The following is an 18,723-nucleotide window of genomic DNA, read 5'->3' as shown; positions in this document are numbered from 1 at the left end:
ACCGTTGGTTTTTGTCTACGATAACAATCATTGACAGTGGGGCTCCAGACACTTCCGGATCCCATAACTATGTAAAACACGAGAAAAATTATGTAGAAAATTTGGCAGACAAACGGTGATCTTTGCAGCGTTGAAAGCTGTCTGTCCTGCTCATGAAAGGTTGCATATTACTGGTGCTCACGATCTTCTGCCTGCTCGTTTCGGGCCGGCCGGGTTACGCATGCGGTAGCAAACACGCCTTCGTTAAAAAAGAGATCAGGCACACACAACCTCGCCGCAACAGCTGCCACACCCATCATCAATCGGGTCATTGCAAACAATGCATGCATCACTGTGGCGAGTCGGGCTGCGACTGTGCACACCCGGCTACGGCTTTTGCAATAAAGGCCCAGTCCGTCGATCTCTTCGAAAAGCCTTTTCATGGAGTGAACAATAACGTCTCCTGGTTTTTCCGGCAGGCTATTCCAAAGCCCGTCTATCTCGCGCTTTGGATGCCTCCCAATATAAGCTGTTAGGCTCCTCACAGCCACAGGTATGCTTGCCACAGGAGTGCCTGCCACAGGTATGCCTGTCCGGGAATGCTCACCTGCTTTCCCGGGGTCTTTAAAACTTTGTAACAGCTTAAACTTATTCCGATGAAATCAATAAAAATATGGATGGCAGTGGTGTTATTGCTATCCGCCATACTATCACAGGCAGCGATCAAAAACGCAGTGACTGAAAATGTAAAAGTGAACGGTTCGTGTGCGTTATGCGAAGCGCTTATTGAATCCGCCGCATTTGAAAAGAACATTTCCGAAGCGAGCTGGAACAAGGAAACGAAGGTTGCCTCGATTACCTACGACAGCAAAAAGACTTCACTGGACGCCATCCTGAAAAAGATCGCATTGGCCGGTTTCGATAATCAGACTTACCTCGCGCCTGACAAGGCTTATGCCGAACTGGAAGCATGCTGCCGGTACGAACGCACAGGTAAAAGCGAACCCGCTGATGTAAAACCAGCTGCACACGAACACCATGCAATGGGTAATGCCGCAGCCCAACCCACCGAAGCCGATCCGCTGAAACCGGTGCTGGAAGCCTACTATGGGATCAAAGACGCATTGGTAGCTTCGGACGGCAATGCAGCCTCTTTGAAGGCGGCCAGCCTGGTTAAAGCGATCAAGGAAGTGAAGATGAACGAGCTCGGCCATGAGCAGCACAATGTGTGGATGAAAGTGATGAAAGACCTGGATTTCGATGCGGACCACATTTCTGAGACCAAAGATGTGGGCCACCAGAGAGACCATTTCTCATCGCTTTCGGAGAACATGTACAAGGTTATCAAGGCGGCGAAACCTGCGGAGCCGGTGTACTACCAGCATTGCCCGATGGCCAAAGAAGGGAAAGGGGCGAACTGGCTCAGCCAGATACCCGCTATCAAAAATCCTTACTATGGTGCCCAGATGCTGAATTGCGGCAAAACCACCGAAACGCTCAAATAGTCGAAGGTTGTCCCGGCAAGCGTTGTACACCGACGCTTGCGGGACAGCATTCTCTTCCTTAATCAACGCACCTTTTATGAAGGATTTTCAAAAAATCCCGTGGATAACGCCTGTTATATTATGGGCGGCTTTCCTCTCTGTTTTTTCCCACAGACTGTTCGCTCAGAAGATCGTACGATACGACTTATATGTACAAGATACTATCGTCAATTTCACAGGTACACCCAAAAGAGCCATCGCGGTGAATGGACAAATCCCCATGCCTACCCTGACATTTACGGAAGGCGACACCGCAGAAATCTACGTACACAACGAGCTTGATGAAGAAACCTCGCTCCATTGGCACGGGTTGTTCCTTCCCAACCAATACGACGGCGTACCTAACCTCACGCAAATGCCCATCAAGCCGCATACGACACATTTATACCGCTTTGCCATTATCCAGAACGGAACGCACTGGTACCACAGCCATACCGAATTGCAGGAGCAGATCGGCATGTACGGCTCGATGATCCTTAACAAAAAACAAGAACCCGCCATACCGACCGTGCCTATTATCCTCAGCGAATGGACGGACATGAACCCGAAGAATGTACACCGGATGCTGCACAATGCCAGCGACTGGTTTGCCATTAAAAAGGGCGCGACGCAGAGCTACTCGGAGGCGATCGCGCAGGGTTATTTCAAAACCAAAATAGGAAATGAATGGAAACGGATGACAGCGATGGACGTCAGTGACGTGTATTACGACCGTTTTTTGATCAATGGAAAGAATGAAAGCCAGCTTTCCCAGTTCAAACCCGGCGACAAGGTTCGTCTCAGAATTTCCAACGGAGGGGCTTCTACCTATTTCTGGCTCACGTACGCGGGCGGAAAAATGACCGTGGTCGCTACGGACGGCAACGATGTCGAGCCCGTGGAAGTAGACAGGCTGATCATTGCCGTTTCGGAAACGTACGACGTGATTGTTACCATTCCGGATGTCAAACCGGGTGCCGCGCCGGTCGCCTACGAATTTTTGGCTACCTCGGAAGACCGTACCAAATCGGCCTCGTTGTATCTGGGGGAAGGTGTAAGACAACTGGCGTCGCCATTGCCCCGGCTCAAATATTTCGAAGGGATGAAAATGATGAACGGGATGATGAAAATGGACGGTAACCTGGACGACATGGGCATGAAAATGAGCCTGAACCAGATGGATATGAATGTGGTCATGTACCCGGAAATCACAGGCCCTCAGAAAAGCAGGAAGAAGAAGGCCGGCACCGATGCTATGCCCACGAACAAATCGGATATGAATGGCGGCGATGGTCACGCCAATCATGTCAATATGTATAACAGTAATGCATTGTCGTCGATCACCACGTTGAACTACGCCATGCTCAAATCACCGGAGCCAACTTCGATCCCCAAAGATGCGCCAGTGAAAGAGCTGCGCTTCACGCTTACCGGGAACATGAACCGTTACGTATGGAGCATGGACAACAAGGTGGTTTCGGAACGGGACAAGATCCTGATCAGAAAGGGCGAGAACATCCGGATGATCATCTACAACAATTCCATGATGCGGCACCCGATGCACCTTCACGGGCACGATTTCAGGGTGCTCAACGGCCAGGGAGCCAATGCACCGTTGAAAAATGTGATCGACATCATGCCCATGGAAACCGACACCCTGGAATTTGCCGCTACCGAAAGCGGGGACTGGTTTTTCCACTGCCATATTCTGTATCACATGATGAGCGGAATGGGCGGGATCTTTTCCTACGAAAATTCGCCTGCCAATCCCGAAATACCGAACCCGAAACTAGCGCAACGTAAACTGTTCGCCGACGACCGGATGTTTCACTTCATGGCAGAAAACGACTTTGCCACCAACGGGAACGACGGCCAGGCGATGGTACAAAACACACGCTGGAGCATTGGTTCGGAATGGCGGCTGGGCTATAACGACCACCATGGCTACGAGGTGGAAACGCACCTGGGCCGGTATATCGGCAGAATGCAGTGGCTAATGCCCTTTATTGGCTTCGACTGGCGGTACCGCAAAATGGGAATGGACGAAGTGGAGAGCAACCTGTTCGGTCAGCGGAATACCAAAGACCGGAGAGCGCTGTTCAGCGCCGGTGTAAACTATGTGCTGCCGATGCTGGTGACGGCTCAGGCAGAGATTTTCACCGACGGCAATGTCCGCTTTCAACTGGAAAGAATGGACATACCCGTCTCGCGCCGTCTGCGAATGAACCTGATGGTCAATACCGATAAAGAATACATGGCGGCCCTCCGGTACATTTTTACCCGGAACATCGGTGCCACCGCGCATTACGACAGTGACATGGGATTCGGGCTCGGACTAACTCTAAACTATTGATATCTCCTTCAAAAACTCACTCCCGCCCTCCGGGGACACGCGCAATACCGGGTCGGGAGGGCGGGATATGGAGCTTTTACCTGGTGTATTATCCCAGGGAAACAACCCGCTGAGCCTCTACCGACCGGGTATTCAACTCGATGTTTTTCACCTCCTTGTGTTTTCCGTCGATCAGGACCACCTTGTAAGAACCGTCCGGCAGCTGGCTCAGATCAAATTTGGTGCGGGTGGCGACATCGTCTTTGTCAATAACCTTAGATGCCAATGTATGCCCGAATTGATCCAGGACATTTACGGATACCTCTCTTTCAGCTTTAATGACATTCACTTCGATTTTTCCATTGGCTGTGGTTACGACCCAAAACCGGGTTTCAACTTCTTCGGCGGTAGGGTTGGAAACCGCCGTTTCCGATTGCGCATAACCTAAGGAAGAGAAGGCGAGAGAAGCTGTGAGGAAGAGGGATGCGATGAGCGTTTTCATGGTTACCTATGTTTAAATATGATTGTTTAACGTTTGTCGGCAGCGTCATTGCTGCCGGCTTCCGATACAATGTTAAGCACCCGGTTTCGCCTCCCAAAACGGATTCGACGGATAGGCACAGAACAGCGACAGATCAACCCAATCGGACTTTAAACAACAGAAAATAAGACACTTATCCAGAAAAACGCTCGTTCATAGAGTAAAATCAGGGATTCATAGAGTAGTAACCGGAGTTCATTGAGTACGAAGGATTTCGGTTACAAACAATGCAGCGCATCCGATGGAAAGCGGTGTTTGAAACACTACCGTCGATTCCTGTCGACGGGGTTCGGCCTGACGATTTGAAATTGGAATAATCCTTGAAATAAAGTTCAAAATGTTAAATAAATTAATAGAATAATTCTAATAAAGGCACGATTATTGGATATAGAATCTTGGAATCCCGGCGGATTGTAGATACATTCAATCAACCATTACTTATTCCGTCCCCTCAGTGGTGAGTCAGACAGATATTACTTATTCATGTAAACATCAACTGATCATGGAAAACGTGAAAGAGATTGTGAAACAGGTTGTAAAGATCTGGCGTCTTTATAAAACCCAGCAACTGGTACTGACAGCTGCGATGCGCGAGGAGATTCCGTTTCAACTCAGAACGTTGTTAAGCCGGGATTACATGATTTGCTCACTGTTGAAAAAGGAGATGGCTAACTTCTATGACGGCCTTCGGTGCTGCATGGGCGACAGGTTTCGTCCCGATAGTGCGAGAAGCATCACCGCCGCCACCGGGCGGGACATTCATGCAACCCTCGAAAGCATTGCGACTGCCCACCGGCAGATCATTGCTGAATATGGTATACTGCTCGATCTGGCCGAAGATTCCAATATCAACACCCAAATTATCCACCAGCATAGGAAGCAGATGGTCAAAATGACCGATGACCTCCTGATGCACTCGGAAAAAATACAGCCGACAAAGGAACATGGCTACGCTTCCCTTTAAGACTGGCAGCTAATAAAATAGGACGACGATTCAAATGCATTCTGGATTCCGGTTAATTTGCGGTAAAAAACCAGCATGCAACTCGATCTTCATCATCAAACCATCCAGAATTACCTGACGCAGACCGACAAGCCTATTTTTCTGACCGGAAGGGCGGGCACAGGTAAAACAACCTTTCTGCAACATATCCGCCTCAACCTAGCCAAAGAGATGGTCGTCGTTGCCCCGACGGCCGTGGCAGCCATTAATGCGGGCGGCGTTACCATCCATTCATTTTTCCAGGTTCCGCTGGGTCCTTTAATGCCCGGCATTCGCGGGAAGACTGCCGCTCAGCCGGCCATCCGATCTGTAAATCCGGAGAAAGAAAAAATGCTTCGGCGAATGCAGCTGCTGATCATCGATGAGATTAGTATGGTGCGGGCGGACACGCTCGACTACCTCGACGCACTACTCCGGGTCGTGAGGGCCTCCGCGAGGCCTTTCGGCGGCGTTCAGCTGCTGATGATCGGCGATCCTTACCAGTTGCCGCCCGTGGCGAACAACGACTGGGAGATGTTAAGTCCTCTTTATAGAAGCCCTTATTTCTTCGACAGCCTCGTGTGGAGCGCGTCCGGCTTTCTCACCTTTGAGTTATCCCGTGTTTACCGTCAGAGCGACCCGGTTTTTATCGACATCCTCAACAATGTCAGGGATGGTAAGGTTACTGAAAACACGCTGTCCGCGCTAAACGAACGGTATATTCCCCAGCCGGACTTTGACCTATCCGACTACGTTACCCTTTCCACCCACAACAACAAGGTCAAAGAGATCAACCAGCAGCGCCTCGACGCATTGCAAAGCCCAGAACACGTTTTCAGCGCCACTATTTCGGCCGACTTTCCTGCGGAGGCGTATCCGGCGGAAAAGGAGCTTGTCCTTAAAGAAGGGGCTTATGTGATGTTTGTCAAAAACGACAGCTCGGGAAAGAAACAATATTACAACGGGCGCGCGGCGCGGGTCACGCATATCGGGAACGGGCGTGTGCACGTCACCTTTTTGGACGACGGCTCTGACTTTGTCGTAGTCCCTGAAATCTGGCAGAATGTGAAATACGCCTTGTCTGAGACCGAAGGTAAAATCAGTGAATCGACTGCGGGAACATTTACGCAGCTGCCTTTGAGATTGTCCTGGGCGGTAACCATTCATAAAAGTCAGGGTCTGACCTTTGACAAGCTGGTTGTCGACGTACGTACCGCATTTGCACCCGGACAGGTGTATGTTGCTCTAAGCCGGTGCCGATCGCTGGAAGGCCTGGTATTACTCCAACCCGTCAGCGCGGCGAGTGTAATGGTGGCCCCTGCTGTGAAAACCTTCATGCAAAACGCCTCGATTAATGCCTGCGACGATTCCCGCCTGGCCGCTCAGCGGCACGATAGCCTGCGGGAGGCGGTGCTCGATCTGTTTGACTTCACAATGCTCGCAGAATACTGGGAACAGGTATTAGGATTTATCAGGGAAAATGGTCGTGACAGTGGGCCTGCCGGACAGGAGACTAATACAATATCCAGGCTGATTAATACGGATCTGATCAGGGTCGGTATCCGTTTTCGCAGGCAAGAACTACTGGCTCTCCTGAATTCGACAGAGAAGCCGAGTTCCGAAGCGCTGCCCGAAAGGTTAACCAAAGCCACTGGTTATTTCTTTTCCAAACTCGGCGAAACGGAGCGGGAAGTAAACCATCTGCTTTCCCAATGGGATCAGCGCGCACCGGATCCGGATTTTCATCTATCCGCGGCGCGACTAAGGTATTGCCTCGCGCTGAAAGCGGGCATCTTTCTAAGATTATCAGAGGCTCAAAGCCTGGATGAACTGGTTCTGACGGCCGAAAGGGCGCTAAGCCAATATCAATCTGGCGTGGGGGAAACAAAATCTGCCGCCAGTCGCAAGAAGCAGCCCATCAATGAAGCACTCTTCGACAAACTCGTTGAATGGCGGGCCCATTTCGCCGAACAACGAAACACGCAGCCGTACACGATTGTATCGGATTCCGTGCTGGCACAGGTAGCCGACAAAATGCCCCATACATTGACCCAGTTATCACAAATCAAAAATTTCGGACAAGCCAGGGCCTCCGATTTCGGTCAGGACATTATCCGTATCGTCCTGGCCAACAATGGGGCTGCCCAGCTTTTTTAGCGGTTTGCGTCACAAGCTCATTCCGCCGTCGACGAAAATATTCTGGCCGGTAATGAACTTCCCTGCGTCCGAGGCTAAAAGGACGGCCATCGCGGCACAGTCGAGAGGCTCTCCTACTGTTCCCAGCGGCGTTTCCTGCCTTTTCGTGATGCGTTCTTCAACCTTGGGCACCGGCTCCTGAATACGGGGTGTGTCAATCACGCCGGGCGCGAGGTTGTTGACCGTCACTCCCTTGTCGGCCAGCTGCATGGCCAGGTTCTGGACCATATTGAGCACGGCAGCTTTGCTGGCCGCATACACCAGCATAGCGGGATGCGGCTTTACTTGCTGGACACTCCCGATCGTGATAATGCGTCCCCAACCCTTTTGGATCATCGAAGGCGAAAACCGCTGTATCAGCAGCATCGTCGATTTCACATTGACATTCATCTGGATATCGAAGTCGCGCTGCGTGATCTGCTCCCAGGGTTTTGCAATCTGCATGGACGCATTGATGACCAGGATATCCGGTTTCACTTTTTTGCCCAGCTGCTTTTCGATGGATGCGACACTTCCCGTTTTGGAGAAATCAGCACGGGCTACCGCGCTTTTTACCCCGAACTTTCCAATCTCAGCCAGCACGTCTTCCACCTGATCCCGATCCTCGCGGTAATGTAGAATTACATCAGCGCCGTACTCAGCGAAAGCCAGTGCTATACCCTCGCCGATTCCCTGACTGGATCCTGTGATCAGGGCAGTTTTTCCCTTTAGACTGAGACTCTCAGAGAGCTTTCCATCCATATTATCTAACTGATTTATAACATCTTAAATTAAACAAAGACATAGACTCCGCATTTACAAACACATCGCTGAACGAACCATCAACCTTCCAGGCGATACTATTTTGCAATGGATAATGGCACATTTTTTATGTTTGACAATTTGCCTGCACTAAAACCAAGCCAGGCATTCGACCAACTTAACGATCGTCATTTATGCCCTCGAAGCTTATACTCGATTGCGGTAAAACGTTAAAAGACCGTGGACTAACCATTGCTTTCGCTGAAAGCGCGACTGCCGGACGTCTTGCTTCCGAATTTTCGTTGTGCCCGGATTCGGGCGGAATGCTGAAAGGCGGGCTTGTTTGCTACGATGCACAAGTGAAAGAATGTGTTTTAGGAATTGATCCCGGCCTGATTCAGCAGTTTACCCCTGAATCCGAAGAGGTAACCAGAGAGCTTGCCTTCCGCCTGCGCGACTTGATCAGTTCCGATGTTCAGGTGGCGGTGACCGGGCTTACAACACCAGGTGGAAGTGAAACACCCCAAAAGCCTGTCGGGACCATTTTTATTCATATTCTGATCAAAGAGCGGTCGATCGCTATCCGAAAGGTATTCGAGGGAACTCCAGAGCAGATCGTCTTGCTCGCGGCTGACCTGGCTGCGAAGACGATTATGCAAGAGGTGGAAACGATATGAGTGTTATTATTTTGTTTAAATTACAGCCAACAATACACTGAATTTCAACATAATACACTCACCACTTTAACATCCGTGAAATGACTTTACAAAAAACCCTTGCCGGCCTCTCCATCTTATTAATGGTAGTCGCCCTGTCCTGTACGGACCATTCTAACCCGGGAGGGCCCGAACAACCTGATTGTTTGCGCATAAACGGAACGCCGAGGCTCTATCCTTGCGAATTTGAGATCGTTCAGATCGATGTTATGAGGGGCAGTTCCAATACCGACGTTTATGCCGCACTGACACCCGGCAATCACAATGTACACCTGCTCACCACAACGGCTTTTTCTTACGACCGTACAGGCACGACTACCGCAACACTCGTATACAAAATCAGGCTGCACGTAAAACGGATTGCCCGTCCTGCATTTGCAACGCCGGCAGGCTACTGGATCAGTGAGTCGGTGGCGGGAGGTGAACCGGACGATCCCAGTGTGCTCTGGCCAAACCGGTATTATCCTGCTCCGCAACTCAATATGGCCATTGGTGAAACAAGTCTGGTATTTTCGCGACTGACGTACTCAACGCTGGATGGCCAGTTGCAGGGCCAACCAACGATGGTATCGATACAGAATCCGGTTACTTATCAGACGCTCGCCGATCCCCCGTATGACTATGCCCTTGTAAGAGACCGCTCGGAGGCTTACTATCTGCCGATCAACGCTACGTATTCCGACGACAGATAGATGCCCTCCGGTAAACAGCTCTTTCGCCTAATTACTCTTGTTATTTCGATCCAGGAACAGATACCGGGCATCATCGTATTTTACCGCTTTCGATTCCGTATTCAGAATCATTACCGGCGGCGTCGCATCGTTAGGCTGTGACGCCTGCCATTCTGGAAGTTTATCGCCATTTGGATTTCCTTTGATGATAAAGTTGGCGAAGTAATTCAGCATCGTTTCCGATACTTTGTAATCATCCGGTGTCCAGGCGTAGTCTTTAACCAGGTCCAGGTTCCCCATACAATATTCGATCTCGCAGGCATGCGGTGCACCAATGGGTTCTGGCATTTTATTGCCGCCCTGCTGGACGCCGCCGGCCAGACCGGGCGTCAGGTTTTTGTCGATCAAAGGCGGGCGCAGTTTACTGTACAGGTAACGGTACACGGGCTGATTGCTGTTTTTCCGATGTACATCAAACCACTTCCAGGTGCTGTAAACGATGAACCGATCGGAAGCCAGATTTGTAGCAGCCCATTCAACTTCTTTTGCATTGCTGTGCGGATACACTTTCAACACCTCTTCCCAGTCATTCGGATAAGCCTCTTTTACCTTCTTGACCAAATTCTCTTCATTGATAGGGCCTTGTGTAAAAGCAGTTCCCGGAATCTCGGCAGAGTTCCAGCCCACCAGTAAGGGAACTTGCGCCTGCTCTTTGGCTTTGAAAATTTCAAGCATAGCCTTTGGAAGAAAATAGCCATCGATCACGGAAGGAAAGCCAAAACGTTTGGATTCCGTGTATGCCTCGTACAGCTCGCGGGTACTGGCTGCCCTGAGTTGGGCCAGGGAGGTGTATCCGGCCTTTTGAGCAAAATCGGCCCCGATTTTTTCAGCCTCGGCCAATGGTACCGCCGATAATGCGCCCATCCCTGAGCCGCTTTCACCAATTGCTCCGGCTATCAGGTTCTTCGACAGCGGCGAAGCCATTTGGGCGCTCACGGAAACCGACCCGGCCGACTCGCCGGCAATGGTCACCTTCTTAGGGTCCCCGCCAAATGCTGCGATGTTTTTGTTCACCCATTTCAATGCAAAAGCCTGATCCAGCAAGCCATAATTCCCCGATGCTTTGTAAGATGCCTCTTTACTCAATTCCGGGTGGGCAAAGAACCCGAATAATCCTAATCGATAGTTGACCGTAACCACAACGATTCCCTTCCTGGCCATGGCTGCGCCGTCATAACGAGGCTCGGAGCCATCCCCGGCAACGAATCCGCCGCCGTAGAAATAGACCAAAACGGGAAGTCCGGTTGTGTTGCGTTTAGCAGGGGTCCATACATTCAGGTACAAGCAGTCTTCGCTGATCCCGTTCGAGCGGAAACCCATGTCGCCGAATACGGGAGCTTGTATGGCACGGGGTCCGAAAGCCTTCGTTTGCTTTACGCCCGTCCAGTTGCTGAGCGCCTGGGGGGCCTTCCATCGCAGCTCGCCCACCGGCGGTTTGGCAAAGGGAACTCCCAGATAATATTGCAGGCCGGTTTTGGTGTCGTACAGGCCTTCAATAGTACCATTTTCAACTTTTGCCTGCACGGCAAATCCATTGTTGCCCTGTGCGAACAGGCCGGTGTTACTCACGCAGCACAACAGAAGTGCCGCCAGGAAGAAGAAAGTTTTCATTCTTATTGTCTCAGTTTGTGACAATAGTAATTGGTAATTATCAGAAGTGCTAACTATTTTTGAAGAAAATATTCAAAAATGCCCAATACGGCCTATTTACCCCATATTGCCTACGATTCCGTGATCTTTGGATTTTCAGAAGGTGACCTAAAAATCCTGATTATGGAGTATCACAACACAGGTCTGTTTGCATTGCCGGGCGGGTTTGTACAATTGCAGGAAAACCTGAATGACGCTGTACTTCGCGGTTTGAATGAACGGACGGGGCTGACAGACATCTACCTCGAACAGTTTTATACATTCGGCGATTTCAGCCGTTTTGACCCTGAAGTCATGCGTACCTTGCTCGAAGCCAACGGTATTTCACCCGATGACGGATACCAATGGATGCTGGACCGGTTTATTTCGGTGGCATACTACGCGTTGATCAATTACGAAGACGTGACGCCAAGACCCGACGCGCTTTCCGATTCCTGTGAGTGGTACCCGGTGAATGAGCTTCCAGAGCTCATCCTGGATCATCGGCATATTGTTGAAAAAGCCATCCGGACCTTGCGGGACAATCTGGACAGAAAATTAGTGGGCGGAAACCTGCTTCCCAGGAAATTCACCATGAATGAACTTCAAAATGTATACGAAGCCATTTTGGGCACCAAACTCCGGAGGACCACTTTTCAGCGAAAGATGCTCGCAGCAGACGTATTAACCCGCCACGAGAAGCATTTTTCCGGGAAGGCACATATGGCTCCTTATTTGTACAGCTTTAAGTAAGGCGAAATAAACTCCATTCATATCCATAACAATCTATCACATGAGTACAATCGAAAAGGCTTCTGCACCGGCAGTACCGATTTCAAAAGCTTTGGTATCCAACGGGTTCTTGTTCATTTCGGGTCAGATCGGCTCTGCCGGCGGACAGCTGGTAACTTCCTCGTTCGAGGATGAGACCAGGCAGGTGTTTACAAATATCGAGACCATACTGAACGAGTACGGGCTGACATTCAACCACATTGTCAGTGTTACGGTATACTTGACCGACATGAGGTATTTCGATCAGTTGAACGCCGTGTATCAAACCTATTTCACCGACCGCTATCCCACCCGCACATGCATCGCCGTGGCCGGTTTGCCTAAACAGGCCCGCGTCGAGTTAACTACCATTGCGAGTTTAGAACTGAAAGCTAGTTAAGGCGCATTCCTTGATCAGTGATTAGCGCGAGAATTAGTAACTACGTGGTGGCTAAGGGGAGCGGCAAATGCAATCACATGACTGACTTCCCTCCCCTTATCAGCCAATCCAATAATTATGTAAAGGATGTTAGAAATTATGTAGAATAACCTGCTGATAATATTGGTACTTGCATGGCCTACATCCTTGTATAGATAGGATTTAAATGCAATGGCATGGAACATCACCACCACAGTAACCGCCCCGACAACAAGCAGGAGCACGCGCACTCAATGAAGGCCTCCTCTCACGCGCATCACGATCACGCAAGGCACGACGACGGGCATGGCGGACATGATAAGCATGCGGGCCACCATACGGCAGACTTTCTGAAACGGTTCTGGATTTGCCTGATCATTACCGTACCCATACTCTTGTTATCCCATATGATCCAGGAGTGGGCAGGCTTTCACTGGCAGTTTTCCGGCGATCAGTATGTATTGATGGCGCTGAGCACCATTATCTATTTTTATGGCGGGTGGCCATTTCTTACCGGCCTGGCAGGCGAATTGAAAAGCAAAAGTCCGGGCATGATGACGCTCGTTGCCGTAGCCATTACTACCGCTTATGTTTACAGCGTAGCCGTCGTGTTCGGGCTCGAAGGGATGGACTTTTTCTGGGAGCTTGCCACGCTGATCGACATCATGCTTGTTGGCCATTGGCTGGAAATGAAATCGCAGATGGCCGCCTCACAGGCCCTGGAATCCCTGGTGGCACTGCTTCCATCGGTAGTTCACGTTGAGAAGGATAATCAGGTAACTGATATTGCGTTAAAGGACCTTCGCAAAGGGGATATTTTACTGGTTAAACCGGGTGAAAAAGTCGCAGCGGATGGATTTGTTTTCGAAGGCAGTTCCTACGTGAACGAAAGCATGCTCACCGGCGAGAGTGTTCCTGTTCAGAAGCAGAAGGACGACAAGGTAATCGGCGGTGCAATTAATGGTGATGGGGTTTTAAAAATCCAGGTAACAGGAGCGGGCGATGACAGCTATCTCAATAAGGTCATCAACATGGTTAAGACTGCCCAGGGTGCCAAATCGAATACCCAGAACCTGGCCGATAAAGTGGCCGGTTGGCTGACACTGATTTCCATCACGGTGGGCGTGGTTACCTTCATCATTTGGTATACGGGCGGGCAGGATCTGGCATTCGCCCTGGAAAGGATGGTCACCGTCATGGTAACTTCCTGCCCGCACGCATTAGGCGTGGCCATTCCGCTGGTCATTGCGATATCAACGACGCTTTCGGCAACGCATGGCCTGTTAATCAGGAACCGTACCGCATTTGAGAATGCCCGCAAGCTCACCACGATCATTTTCGATAAAACCGGCACGCTTACTAAAGGCTCACATGAAATACAGCAGATTATCCCCGTCGGCAATAAGGTTTCACCCGACGAAATCCTGCAGTATGCCGCCGCAATACAGCAGAACTCCGAGCACCACATTGCTCATGGGGTTATCAGGGGGTTAAAACAAAAGAACCTGGAACTCTGGAAATCTACCGATTTTACCTACATGCAAGGCATTGGTGTAACTGGCGTAGTGAATGGTAAAAAGGTGATCGCCGCAGGGCCCAACTATTTCAAGCAGGAGAATAAGCCCATGCCCGCCATTCCCGAAGAAGTCGACCAGGCCACGGATACGGTGAACTTCATTCTGATTGATGGAGACCTGATTGGCTTGATTACTTTCGCCGACAGCATTCGGGAGACCGCCGCGCAAGCCATCGCGGAGCTTAAAAAGATGAATATCAAATCCTTTCTTCTAACCGGAGACAATCAGAAAATTGCGGAGGCGGTCAGCCAAAAATTGAATATGGACGGCTACCTGGCGAATGTGCTGCCCCACGAGAAGCAAGACAAAGTCAAGGAATTTCAACGCAAGGGAGAGATAGTTGCCATGACCGGCGATGGCGTCAATGATGCGCCAGCCCTTGCCCAGGCGGATGTAGGTATAGCAGTGGGCTCGGGGACCGACGTCGCAGCTGAAACAGCCGACATTATCCTGGTTGACAGCGACCCGATGGACGTCGTTCAGATGATCACCTTCGGAAGGGCCACTTACAGAAAAATGGTGCAGAACCTGGCCTGGGCAATCGGCTACAACGTGATTGCCATTCCTTTGGCTGCCGGTGTGCTATACCCATCCTTCATGCTAAGCCCTGCAATGGGGGCCGTGCTGATGAGCGCATCCACGATTGTCGTGGCGATCAACGCAAAACTTCTGCGGGTAACGCACCAATAGCCCGGATCTTCGCAGTACGGGTACAGCCCGCTCTGCGAAGATTCAAGACAACTTGGGAGCTTAGCGCAAAGCAGAATGCTCCATGGGCTTGAATCGACGATCAGCGCTCAATAGCGAACTCTCATGTCCGATTTCGAACACGCATAAAATTCAAAAAGGGTTCCAGCACGCTATTTGAGGACTTTCTGCTTAGGTATAGTTGTTTTACCACAGACTTTGAAACTGTCGGTGACCCAGGCAGGTCAATCATTACGACTGAAACTATCATCCTATGCTCCTGAACTATACCATTATTGCCTGGCGGAATCTTCGGAAGAACGGTACCTTTTCGCTCATCAACATATTTGGGTTGGCTACCGGCTTGGCGGTAGCGTTGCTGATCACGCAACATGTGCGGTTTGAATTAAGCTACGAGAATGCCAATCCGCTGGCCGACCGGGTCGTTCGGCTGTCCATGGATTACCTGAATGGCGGCACCGTCAATGCCCAGGATGCGGAAACATATCCGCCGATTGCAGCCAAAGCATTGCGGGAAATGAGCGAGGTGCAAAGTTACGCACGGGCCTATCCGTTACGCAACCGTCTTTCCACGGTGCAGATTGGCGACCGGTATTACCAGCTCGACAATGTGTATGCGGTCGATTCTTCTTTTTTTCGGATGTTCAACTATCCACTGCTCCGCGGTAAGGCAAGCGGCGTTTTCGGCAAGCCAAGGGAAGCGATCCTGACAAAAACCATGGCGCTAACCTATTTTAATACCTTGGACGTCGTCGGAAAAACGATCAAAATTCCCAAATCAGACGGCTACGTATTATTCGAAATAGCGGGAGTAGTCCCGGATTCCCCCGCTAATACGCATTTGAAATTCGATATGGTAATATCTTACCCAACGATGCTGTCAGACTTTGGCGAGGATGAAAATAACTGGAACAACAACAACGCTTACACTTACCTGCAAATCGCAGATGGTACAACCCATGAAAGATTTGTCAAATCGCTGGAAAAATTCAACGATCGTTTCTCGCAGGAAAAGCGATTCCAGAACGAACGGGTGATCGCGCAGAAAATCAGCGACATACACCTTTACTCTCATAAAACATTTGAAACCGAAACCAACGGCGATCCGCACGCGGTGTACATGCTGCTGGGAGTGGCAGTGCTCGTGCTGCTGGGCGCTCTGGTCAATTACGTGAACCTGACCACGGCGAAGGCACTGGACAGAGCCCGGGAAATCGGCGTCAGAAAGGCCGTTGGGTCCAACCAGCGCCAAATCAGGATGCAGGTATTGGTCGAAACTGTTTTCATCAACCTGCTTGCCGGAGTATTGGCCGTCAGCATGGTAGCAATTCTCGAACCAGCCTTTATAAATATGACCGGGCTGCCGAAAGATTTCCACATGCTTGGTGATGTATTTTTCTGGAAAAGTGCGGGAGCATTCCTCCTGTTTAGTGTGACACTGTCAGCATTTTATCCATCCATTGTGCTCGCGTCGTTCGAGCCTGTAAAGGTGCTGAAAGGTAATTTCTCGACTTCTGTCAAAGGTGCTTTTCTGCGTAAGTCGCTGGTCGTTTTTCAGTTTGTCGTGACATTGATTTTGCTGGTACAGACGGTGGTCGTCTACCGGCAGGTGAAATACCTGCGGGAGCAGAAACTGGGGCTCAACATGGACCGCACGCTGGTTGTGAAGGCACCCGCGGGAGTCGATAGACAGAACGATTACAATGCTTTCCGGCAAATGCTGCTCGAACAGTCGCAAGTGAAAGCGGTTTCGTTTTCGGGTACGGTGCCGGGAATGGGAACGGCGGGGATGGGAACAACAACGGGCGTCAACCTTTCAGGCGCCATCAAAAAAACGTATTATAATTTCCATATTACGGCCATCGATACGGCATTTATCGATCAGATGGACATCCGGCTGCTGGCTGGCAAAAATTTCGACGGGTCGACCAGGCTGGGTTTCCCGGACACGACCGACAGGCAACTGATCGTCAATATGGAAACGCTCAGGCTATGGGAGATCAGAACCCCGCAGGAAGCCATCGGCAAGCGGGTCGATCTATGGGGAAACCGGGCTACGATCAGGGGCGTAGTAGCCAACTATCACTACGATTCTCCGAAGGTGCCCCATATTCCCATTATCCACTTGTATTCGCCGCAGTTTGACCACTATGCCAGCGTTAAGTTTGCTGGTGGCAACCCAAGCGACCAATTGGCTGCCCTGAAGCGGGCTTATGAAGCCAACTTCCCCTATTCGCCCTTCACTTACTTCTTTCTGGACAGTGAATATGACAAGCAGTACAAAACTGAGGACCGGTTCCGCCAGGTTTTTGGTTTTCTTGCCATCATCGCCGTTGTAATTTCCTGTCTGGGACTATTTGGCCTGGCTACATTCACCGCTTCCAAACGGACAAAAGAGATTGGCATAAGGAAAGTAATCGGTGCAACCACGGGCAACCTTGTCGTTCTGCTATCCAAAGACTTTTTGAAGCTCATACTCCTTGCCACCACGATTGGATTGCCGCTCACTTACTTTCTGGCCAACGCATGGCTCGACAATTATGCCACTCGCACCCAACTCACGTTTTACATCTTTGCAGGCCCTGCTGTTACGATGCTCCTGATGGTGCTCGTTTCGATTGGAAGCAAAACGATAGCCACCGCATTGCTAGATCCCATCAAATCGTTGCGGAGCGAGTAAATTACATGCGCCTTAACCCATGCTTTCAGCATTCGTCATGAATAACACAAAACTACCGCGGATGGTAACCGTGAAATAGAACCCAGCCGGCAAAATGCGGTAAGCAACGTGATTGGTTAGTGGATAACCTCCCAATGGCGGAGTATTTTTCCGGATTTCATTCTGAAAGCTCTCATAGGGATAAATTCCAGGATCACCTCCTGGTTAGTTGACAGCTTACTGGCCTCACCGCCAATCTTTTCAACTAGTAACTTCATAAGCGCCATGTTTCGGATATATTCATTGAAGCAAAATACATCCCCGCAATCCGCAGGGAGTATTTCTCAGTACCGGCAGTTTTGTTAACCTCACATCACTGTTCAAACATCCATCTCCACGAAAGATCTTGCCGCTTCGATGTCCTAGGGTACGGTAATACTTTTTATTTCCGCTGTGTGAGCAGAGAAGATGCCTAGTGCACCGTTGGAAATATTGCTTGGCGGATTGTTGGGCGTGATACCGCCACCTGGACCACTATCCGCGATCAGTGCAAGGGTCTTGTAGTAAAGTGCCACCCTGGCATCAACACATTGCATTTTCAGTGTGATCAAATCCCCGCGTTTCAATTTCAGATCTTCGTCATCGCTCAGTTCGAGACGCGCGGTGTTCTTTACACCGTTCTTTACCTCATCGTTCTGAATGAAATGCTGGTTCATCAACTTGTCATTCGCCAATAACTCGAACCGATAATTATTTCCTCTTTCAGCCGGGTCTACATATTCGGGAATAATGTTGAACTCGGTTTCTCCGCCGAACACGACCTCTTCTATTTTTATTCCGTCAAATGGAACCCGCGCCGGCATGGTGCTTTGCGCTGTGAAGGTTTGGTTTTCAGCGGCGACGGTCATCGTGTAAGTCCTGCCCTCTACCCCCTTTAAAGTTTTGGTATAATAAGTGCCGTTCCCCTGCGGGCTGAGAGTGTCGGAATTTCCTGCATTATCGCTGATGATTACCAACGCATTATCGATTGTCGGATAAGCGCCGGTTTCAGTCAGCGCAATTGACTTGCGGATTTTTACGGTATGAGGACCTTGTTGGTTGGTGATATTGGCTTCAATCACAATCCGGGACTGGTTACCCTTGTAATCCAGCTCTACTACTTTCTCGCAACTTGTCAGAAGCAAAGCAGCGGCGGTGGTCCTGAGAATATTTTTCATGTG

General features: G+C 50.2%; 16 protein-coding genes. 10 read left to right on the top strand and 6 right to left on the bottom strand.

Annotated features, from left to right (window positions below):
• Positions 1-167: 167 nt before the first annotated feature.
• Positions 168-422 carry a hypothetical protein gene (locus AC2YIT_RS19315; RefSeq protein WP_487280226.1) on the bottom strand — a complete coding sequence of 85 codons (255 nt, stop codon included), beginning with the start codon at positions 420-422 and terminating at the stop codon, positions 168-170.
• Between the two features lie 213 nt (positions 423-635).
• Here AC2YIT_RS19315 and AC2YIT_RS19310 point away from each other — a divergent pair, with 213 nt between their 5' ends.
• Positions 636-1,484, top strand: coding sequence for a DUF3347 domain-containing protein (locus tag AC2YIT_RS19310; protein ID WP_487280225.1), 849 nt, complete (start codon positions 636-638; stop codon positions 1,482-1,484).
• Between the two features lie 76 nt (positions 1,485-1,560).
• The gene (locus tag AC2YIT_RS19305) at positions 1,561-3,855 is read left to right on the top strand and encodes a multicopper oxidase domain-containing protein (protein ID WP_487280224.1); all 2,295 of its coding nucleotides are present in this window, start codon (positions 1,561-1,563) and stop codon (positions 3,853-3,855) included.
• An 88-nt stretch (positions 3,856-3,943) separates the two neighbouring features.
• Here AC2YIT_RS19305 and AC2YIT_RS19300 read toward each other — a convergent pair whose 3' ends face one another.
• On the bottom strand, positions 3,944-4,336 hold the full coding sequence (locus AC2YIT_RS19300; RefSeq protein WP_430851438.1) for a T9SS type A sorting domain-containing protein: 393 nt from the start codon (positions 4,334-4,336) through the stop codon (positions 3,944-3,946).
• A gap of 541 nt (positions 4,337-4,877) precedes the next feature.
• Between AC2YIT_RS19300 and AC2YIT_RS19295 the strand changes: the two genes are divergently transcribed.
• Together AC2YIT_RS19295 and AC2YIT_RS19290 are read left to right on the top strand one after the other, a co-directional pair.
• A complete protein-coding gene (locus AC2YIT_RS19295; RefSeq protein ID WP_487280223.1) occupies positions 4,878-5,339 on the top strand; it encodes a hypothetical protein in 462 nt (153 codons plus the stop codon).
• A gap of 75 nt (positions 5,340-5,414) precedes the next feature.
• Positions 5,415-7,514, top strand: a complete 2,100-nt coding sequence (locus AC2YIT_RS19290; protein ID WP_487280222.1) for an AAA family ATPase — start codon at positions 5,415-5,417, stop codon at positions 7,512-7,514.
• Positions 7,515-7,523: 9 nt separating this feature from the next.
• Here AC2YIT_RS19290 and AC2YIT_RS19285 read toward each other — a convergent pair whose 3' ends face one another.
• Complete coding sequence (locus tag AC2YIT_RS19285; RefSeq protein ID WP_430851432.1) at positions 7,524-8,294, bottom strand: SDR family NAD(P)-dependent oxidoreductase; 771 nt, start codon at positions 8,292-8,294, stop codon at positions 7,524-7,526.
• A 194-nt stretch (positions 8,295-8,488) separates the two neighbouring features.
• On the opposite strand from AC2YIT_RS19285, the gene AC2YIT_RS19280 reads away from it, so the two are divergent.
• Positions 8,489-8,971: a CinA family protein gene (locus tag AC2YIT_RS19280; protein ID WP_487280221.1), complete on the top strand. Its 483-nt coding sequence runs from the start codon at positions 8,489-8,491 to the stop codon at positions 8,969-8,971.
• Positions 8,972-9,051: 80 nt separating this feature from the next.
• The gene (locus AC2YIT_RS19275; RefSeq protein WP_487280220.1) at positions 9,052-9,702 is read left to right on the top strand and encodes a hypothetical protein; all 651 of its coding nucleotides are present in this window, start codon (positions 9,052-9,054) and stop codon (positions 9,700-9,702) included.
• A 27-nt stretch (positions 9,703-9,729) separates the two neighbouring features.
• On the opposite strand, the gene AC2YIT_RS19270 is transcribed toward AC2YIT_RS19275, so the two are convergent.
• Positions 9,730-11,352: a carboxylesterase/lipase family protein gene (locus tag AC2YIT_RS19270; protein ID WP_487280219.1), complete on the bottom strand. Its 1,623-nt coding sequence runs from the start codon at positions 11,350-11,352 to the stop codon at positions 9,730-9,732.
• Between the two features lie 78 nt (positions 11,353-11,430).
• Here AC2YIT_RS19270 and AC2YIT_RS19265 point away from each other — a divergent pair, with 78 nt between their 5' ends.
• From AC2YIT_RS19265 to AC2YIT_RS19250, 4 genes are all read left to right on the top strand, one after another.
• On the top strand, positions 11,431-12,123 hold the full coding sequence (locus AC2YIT_RS19265) for an NUDIX hydrolase (RefSeq protein ID WP_487280218.1): 693 nt from the start codon (positions 11,431-11,433) through the stop codon (positions 12,121-12,123).
• A gap of 40 nt (positions 12,124-12,163) precedes the next feature.
• The gene (locus AC2YIT_RS19260; RefSeq protein WP_430851424.1) at positions 12,164-12,541 is read left to right on the top strand and encodes a RidA family protein; all 378 of its coding nucleotides are present in this window, start codon (positions 12,164-12,166) and stop codon (positions 12,539-12,541) included.
• A 215-nt stretch (positions 12,542-12,756) separates the two neighbouring features.
• Positions 12,757-14,826, top strand: coding sequence for a copper-translocating P-type ATPase (locus tag AC2YIT_RS19255; RefSeq protein WP_487280217.1), 2,070 nt, complete (start codon positions 12,757-12,759; stop codon positions 14,824-14,826).
• Positions 14,827-15,097: 271 nt separating this feature from the next.
• Complete coding sequence (locus tag AC2YIT_RS19250) at positions 15,098-17,524, top strand: ABC transporter permease (RefSeq protein WP_487280216.1); 2,427 nt, start codon at positions 15,098-15,100, stop codon at positions 17,522-17,524.
• Positions 17,525-17,640: 116 nt separating this feature from the next.
• Here AC2YIT_RS19250 and AC2YIT_RS19245 read toward each other — a convergent pair whose 3' ends face one another.
• Positions 17,641-17,781 carry a hypothetical protein gene (locus AC2YIT_RS19245; protein ID WP_487280215.1) on the bottom strand — a complete coding sequence of 47 codons (141 nt, stop codon included), beginning with the start codon at positions 17,779-17,781 and terminating at the stop codon, positions 17,641-17,643.
• Between the two features lie 144 nt (positions 17,782-17,925).
• Entirely contained in the window at positions 17,926-18,720 is a 795-nt protein-coding gene (locus AC2YIT_RS19240) for a DUF4249 domain-containing protein (RefSeq protein WP_430851418.1), read from the bottom strand.
• Positions 18,721-18,723 lie beyond the last annotated feature (3 nt).

The sequence above is a fragment of the Dyadobacter sp. SRI_021 genome, from assembly GCF_057586235.1.
Note: the sequence above shows the minus strand (reverse complement) of the source record. Positions and strands in the feature narration are given on the sequence as shown.

Bases quoted from the DNA above. Each gene is read 5' to 3' on its own strand.
- AC2YIT_RS19315 (WP_487280226.1), bottom strand. From the start codon at position 422: ATGAAAAGGCTTTTCGAAGAGATCGACGGACTGGGCCTTTATTGCAAA.
- AC2YIT_RS19310 (WP_487280225.1), top strand. From the start codon at position 636: ATGAAATCAATAAAAATATGGATGGCAGTGGTGTTATTGCTATCCGCC.
- AC2YIT_RS19305 (WP_487280224.1), top strand. From the start codon at position 1,561: ATGAAGGATTTTCAAAAAATCCCGTGGATAACGCCTGTTATATTATGG.
- AC2YIT_RS19300 (WP_430851438.1), bottom strand. From the start codon at position 4,336: ATGAAAACGCTCATCGCATCCCTCTTCCTCACAGCTTCTCTCGCCTTC.
- AC2YIT_RS19295 (WP_487280223.1), top strand. From the start codon at position 4,878: ATGGAAAACGTGAAAGAGATTGTGAAACAGGTTGTAAAGATCTGGCGT.
- AC2YIT_RS19290 (WP_487280222.1), top strand. From the start codon at position 5,415: ATGCAACTCGATCTTCATCATCAAACCATCCAGAATTACCTGACGCAG.
- AC2YIT_RS19285 (WP_430851432.1), bottom strand. From the start codon at position 8,294: ATGGATGGAAAGCTCTCTGAGAGTCTCAGTCTAAAGGGAAAAACTGCC.
- AC2YIT_RS19280 (WP_487280221.1), top strand. From the start codon at position 8,489: ATGCCCTCGAAGCTTATACTCGATTGCGGTAAAACGTTAAAAGACCGT.
- AC2YIT_RS19275 (WP_487280220.1), top strand. From the start codon at position 9,052: ATGACTTTACAAAAAACCCTTGCCGGCCTCTCCATCTTATTAATGGTA.
- AC2YIT_RS19270 (WP_487280219.1), bottom strand. From the start codon at position 11,352: ATGAAAACTTTCTTCTTCCTGGCGGCACTTCTGTTGTGCTGCGTGAGT.
- AC2YIT_RS19265 (WP_487280218.1), top strand. From the start codon at position 11,431: ATGCCCAATACGGCCTATTTACCCCATATTGCCTACGATTCCGTGATC.
- AC2YIT_RS19260 (WP_430851424.1), top strand. From the start codon at position 12,164: ATGAGTACAATCGAAAAGGCTTCTGCACCGGCAGTACCGATTTCAAAA.
- AC2YIT_RS19255 (WP_487280217.1), top strand. From the start codon at position 12,757: ATGGAACATCACCACCACAGTAACCGCCCCGACAACAAGCAGGAGCAC.
- AC2YIT_RS19250 (WP_487280216.1), top strand. From the start codon at position 15,098: ATGCTCCTGAACTATACCATTATTGCCTGGCGGAATCTTCGGAAGAAC.
- AC2YIT_RS19245 (WP_487280215.1), bottom strand. From the start codon at position 17,781: ATGAAGTTACTAGTTGAAAAGATTGGCGGTGAGGCCAGTAAGCTGTCA.
- AC2YIT_RS19240 (WP_430851418.1), bottom strand. From the start codon at position 18,720: ATGAAAAATATTCTCAGGACCACCGCCGCTGCTTTGCTTCTGACAAGT.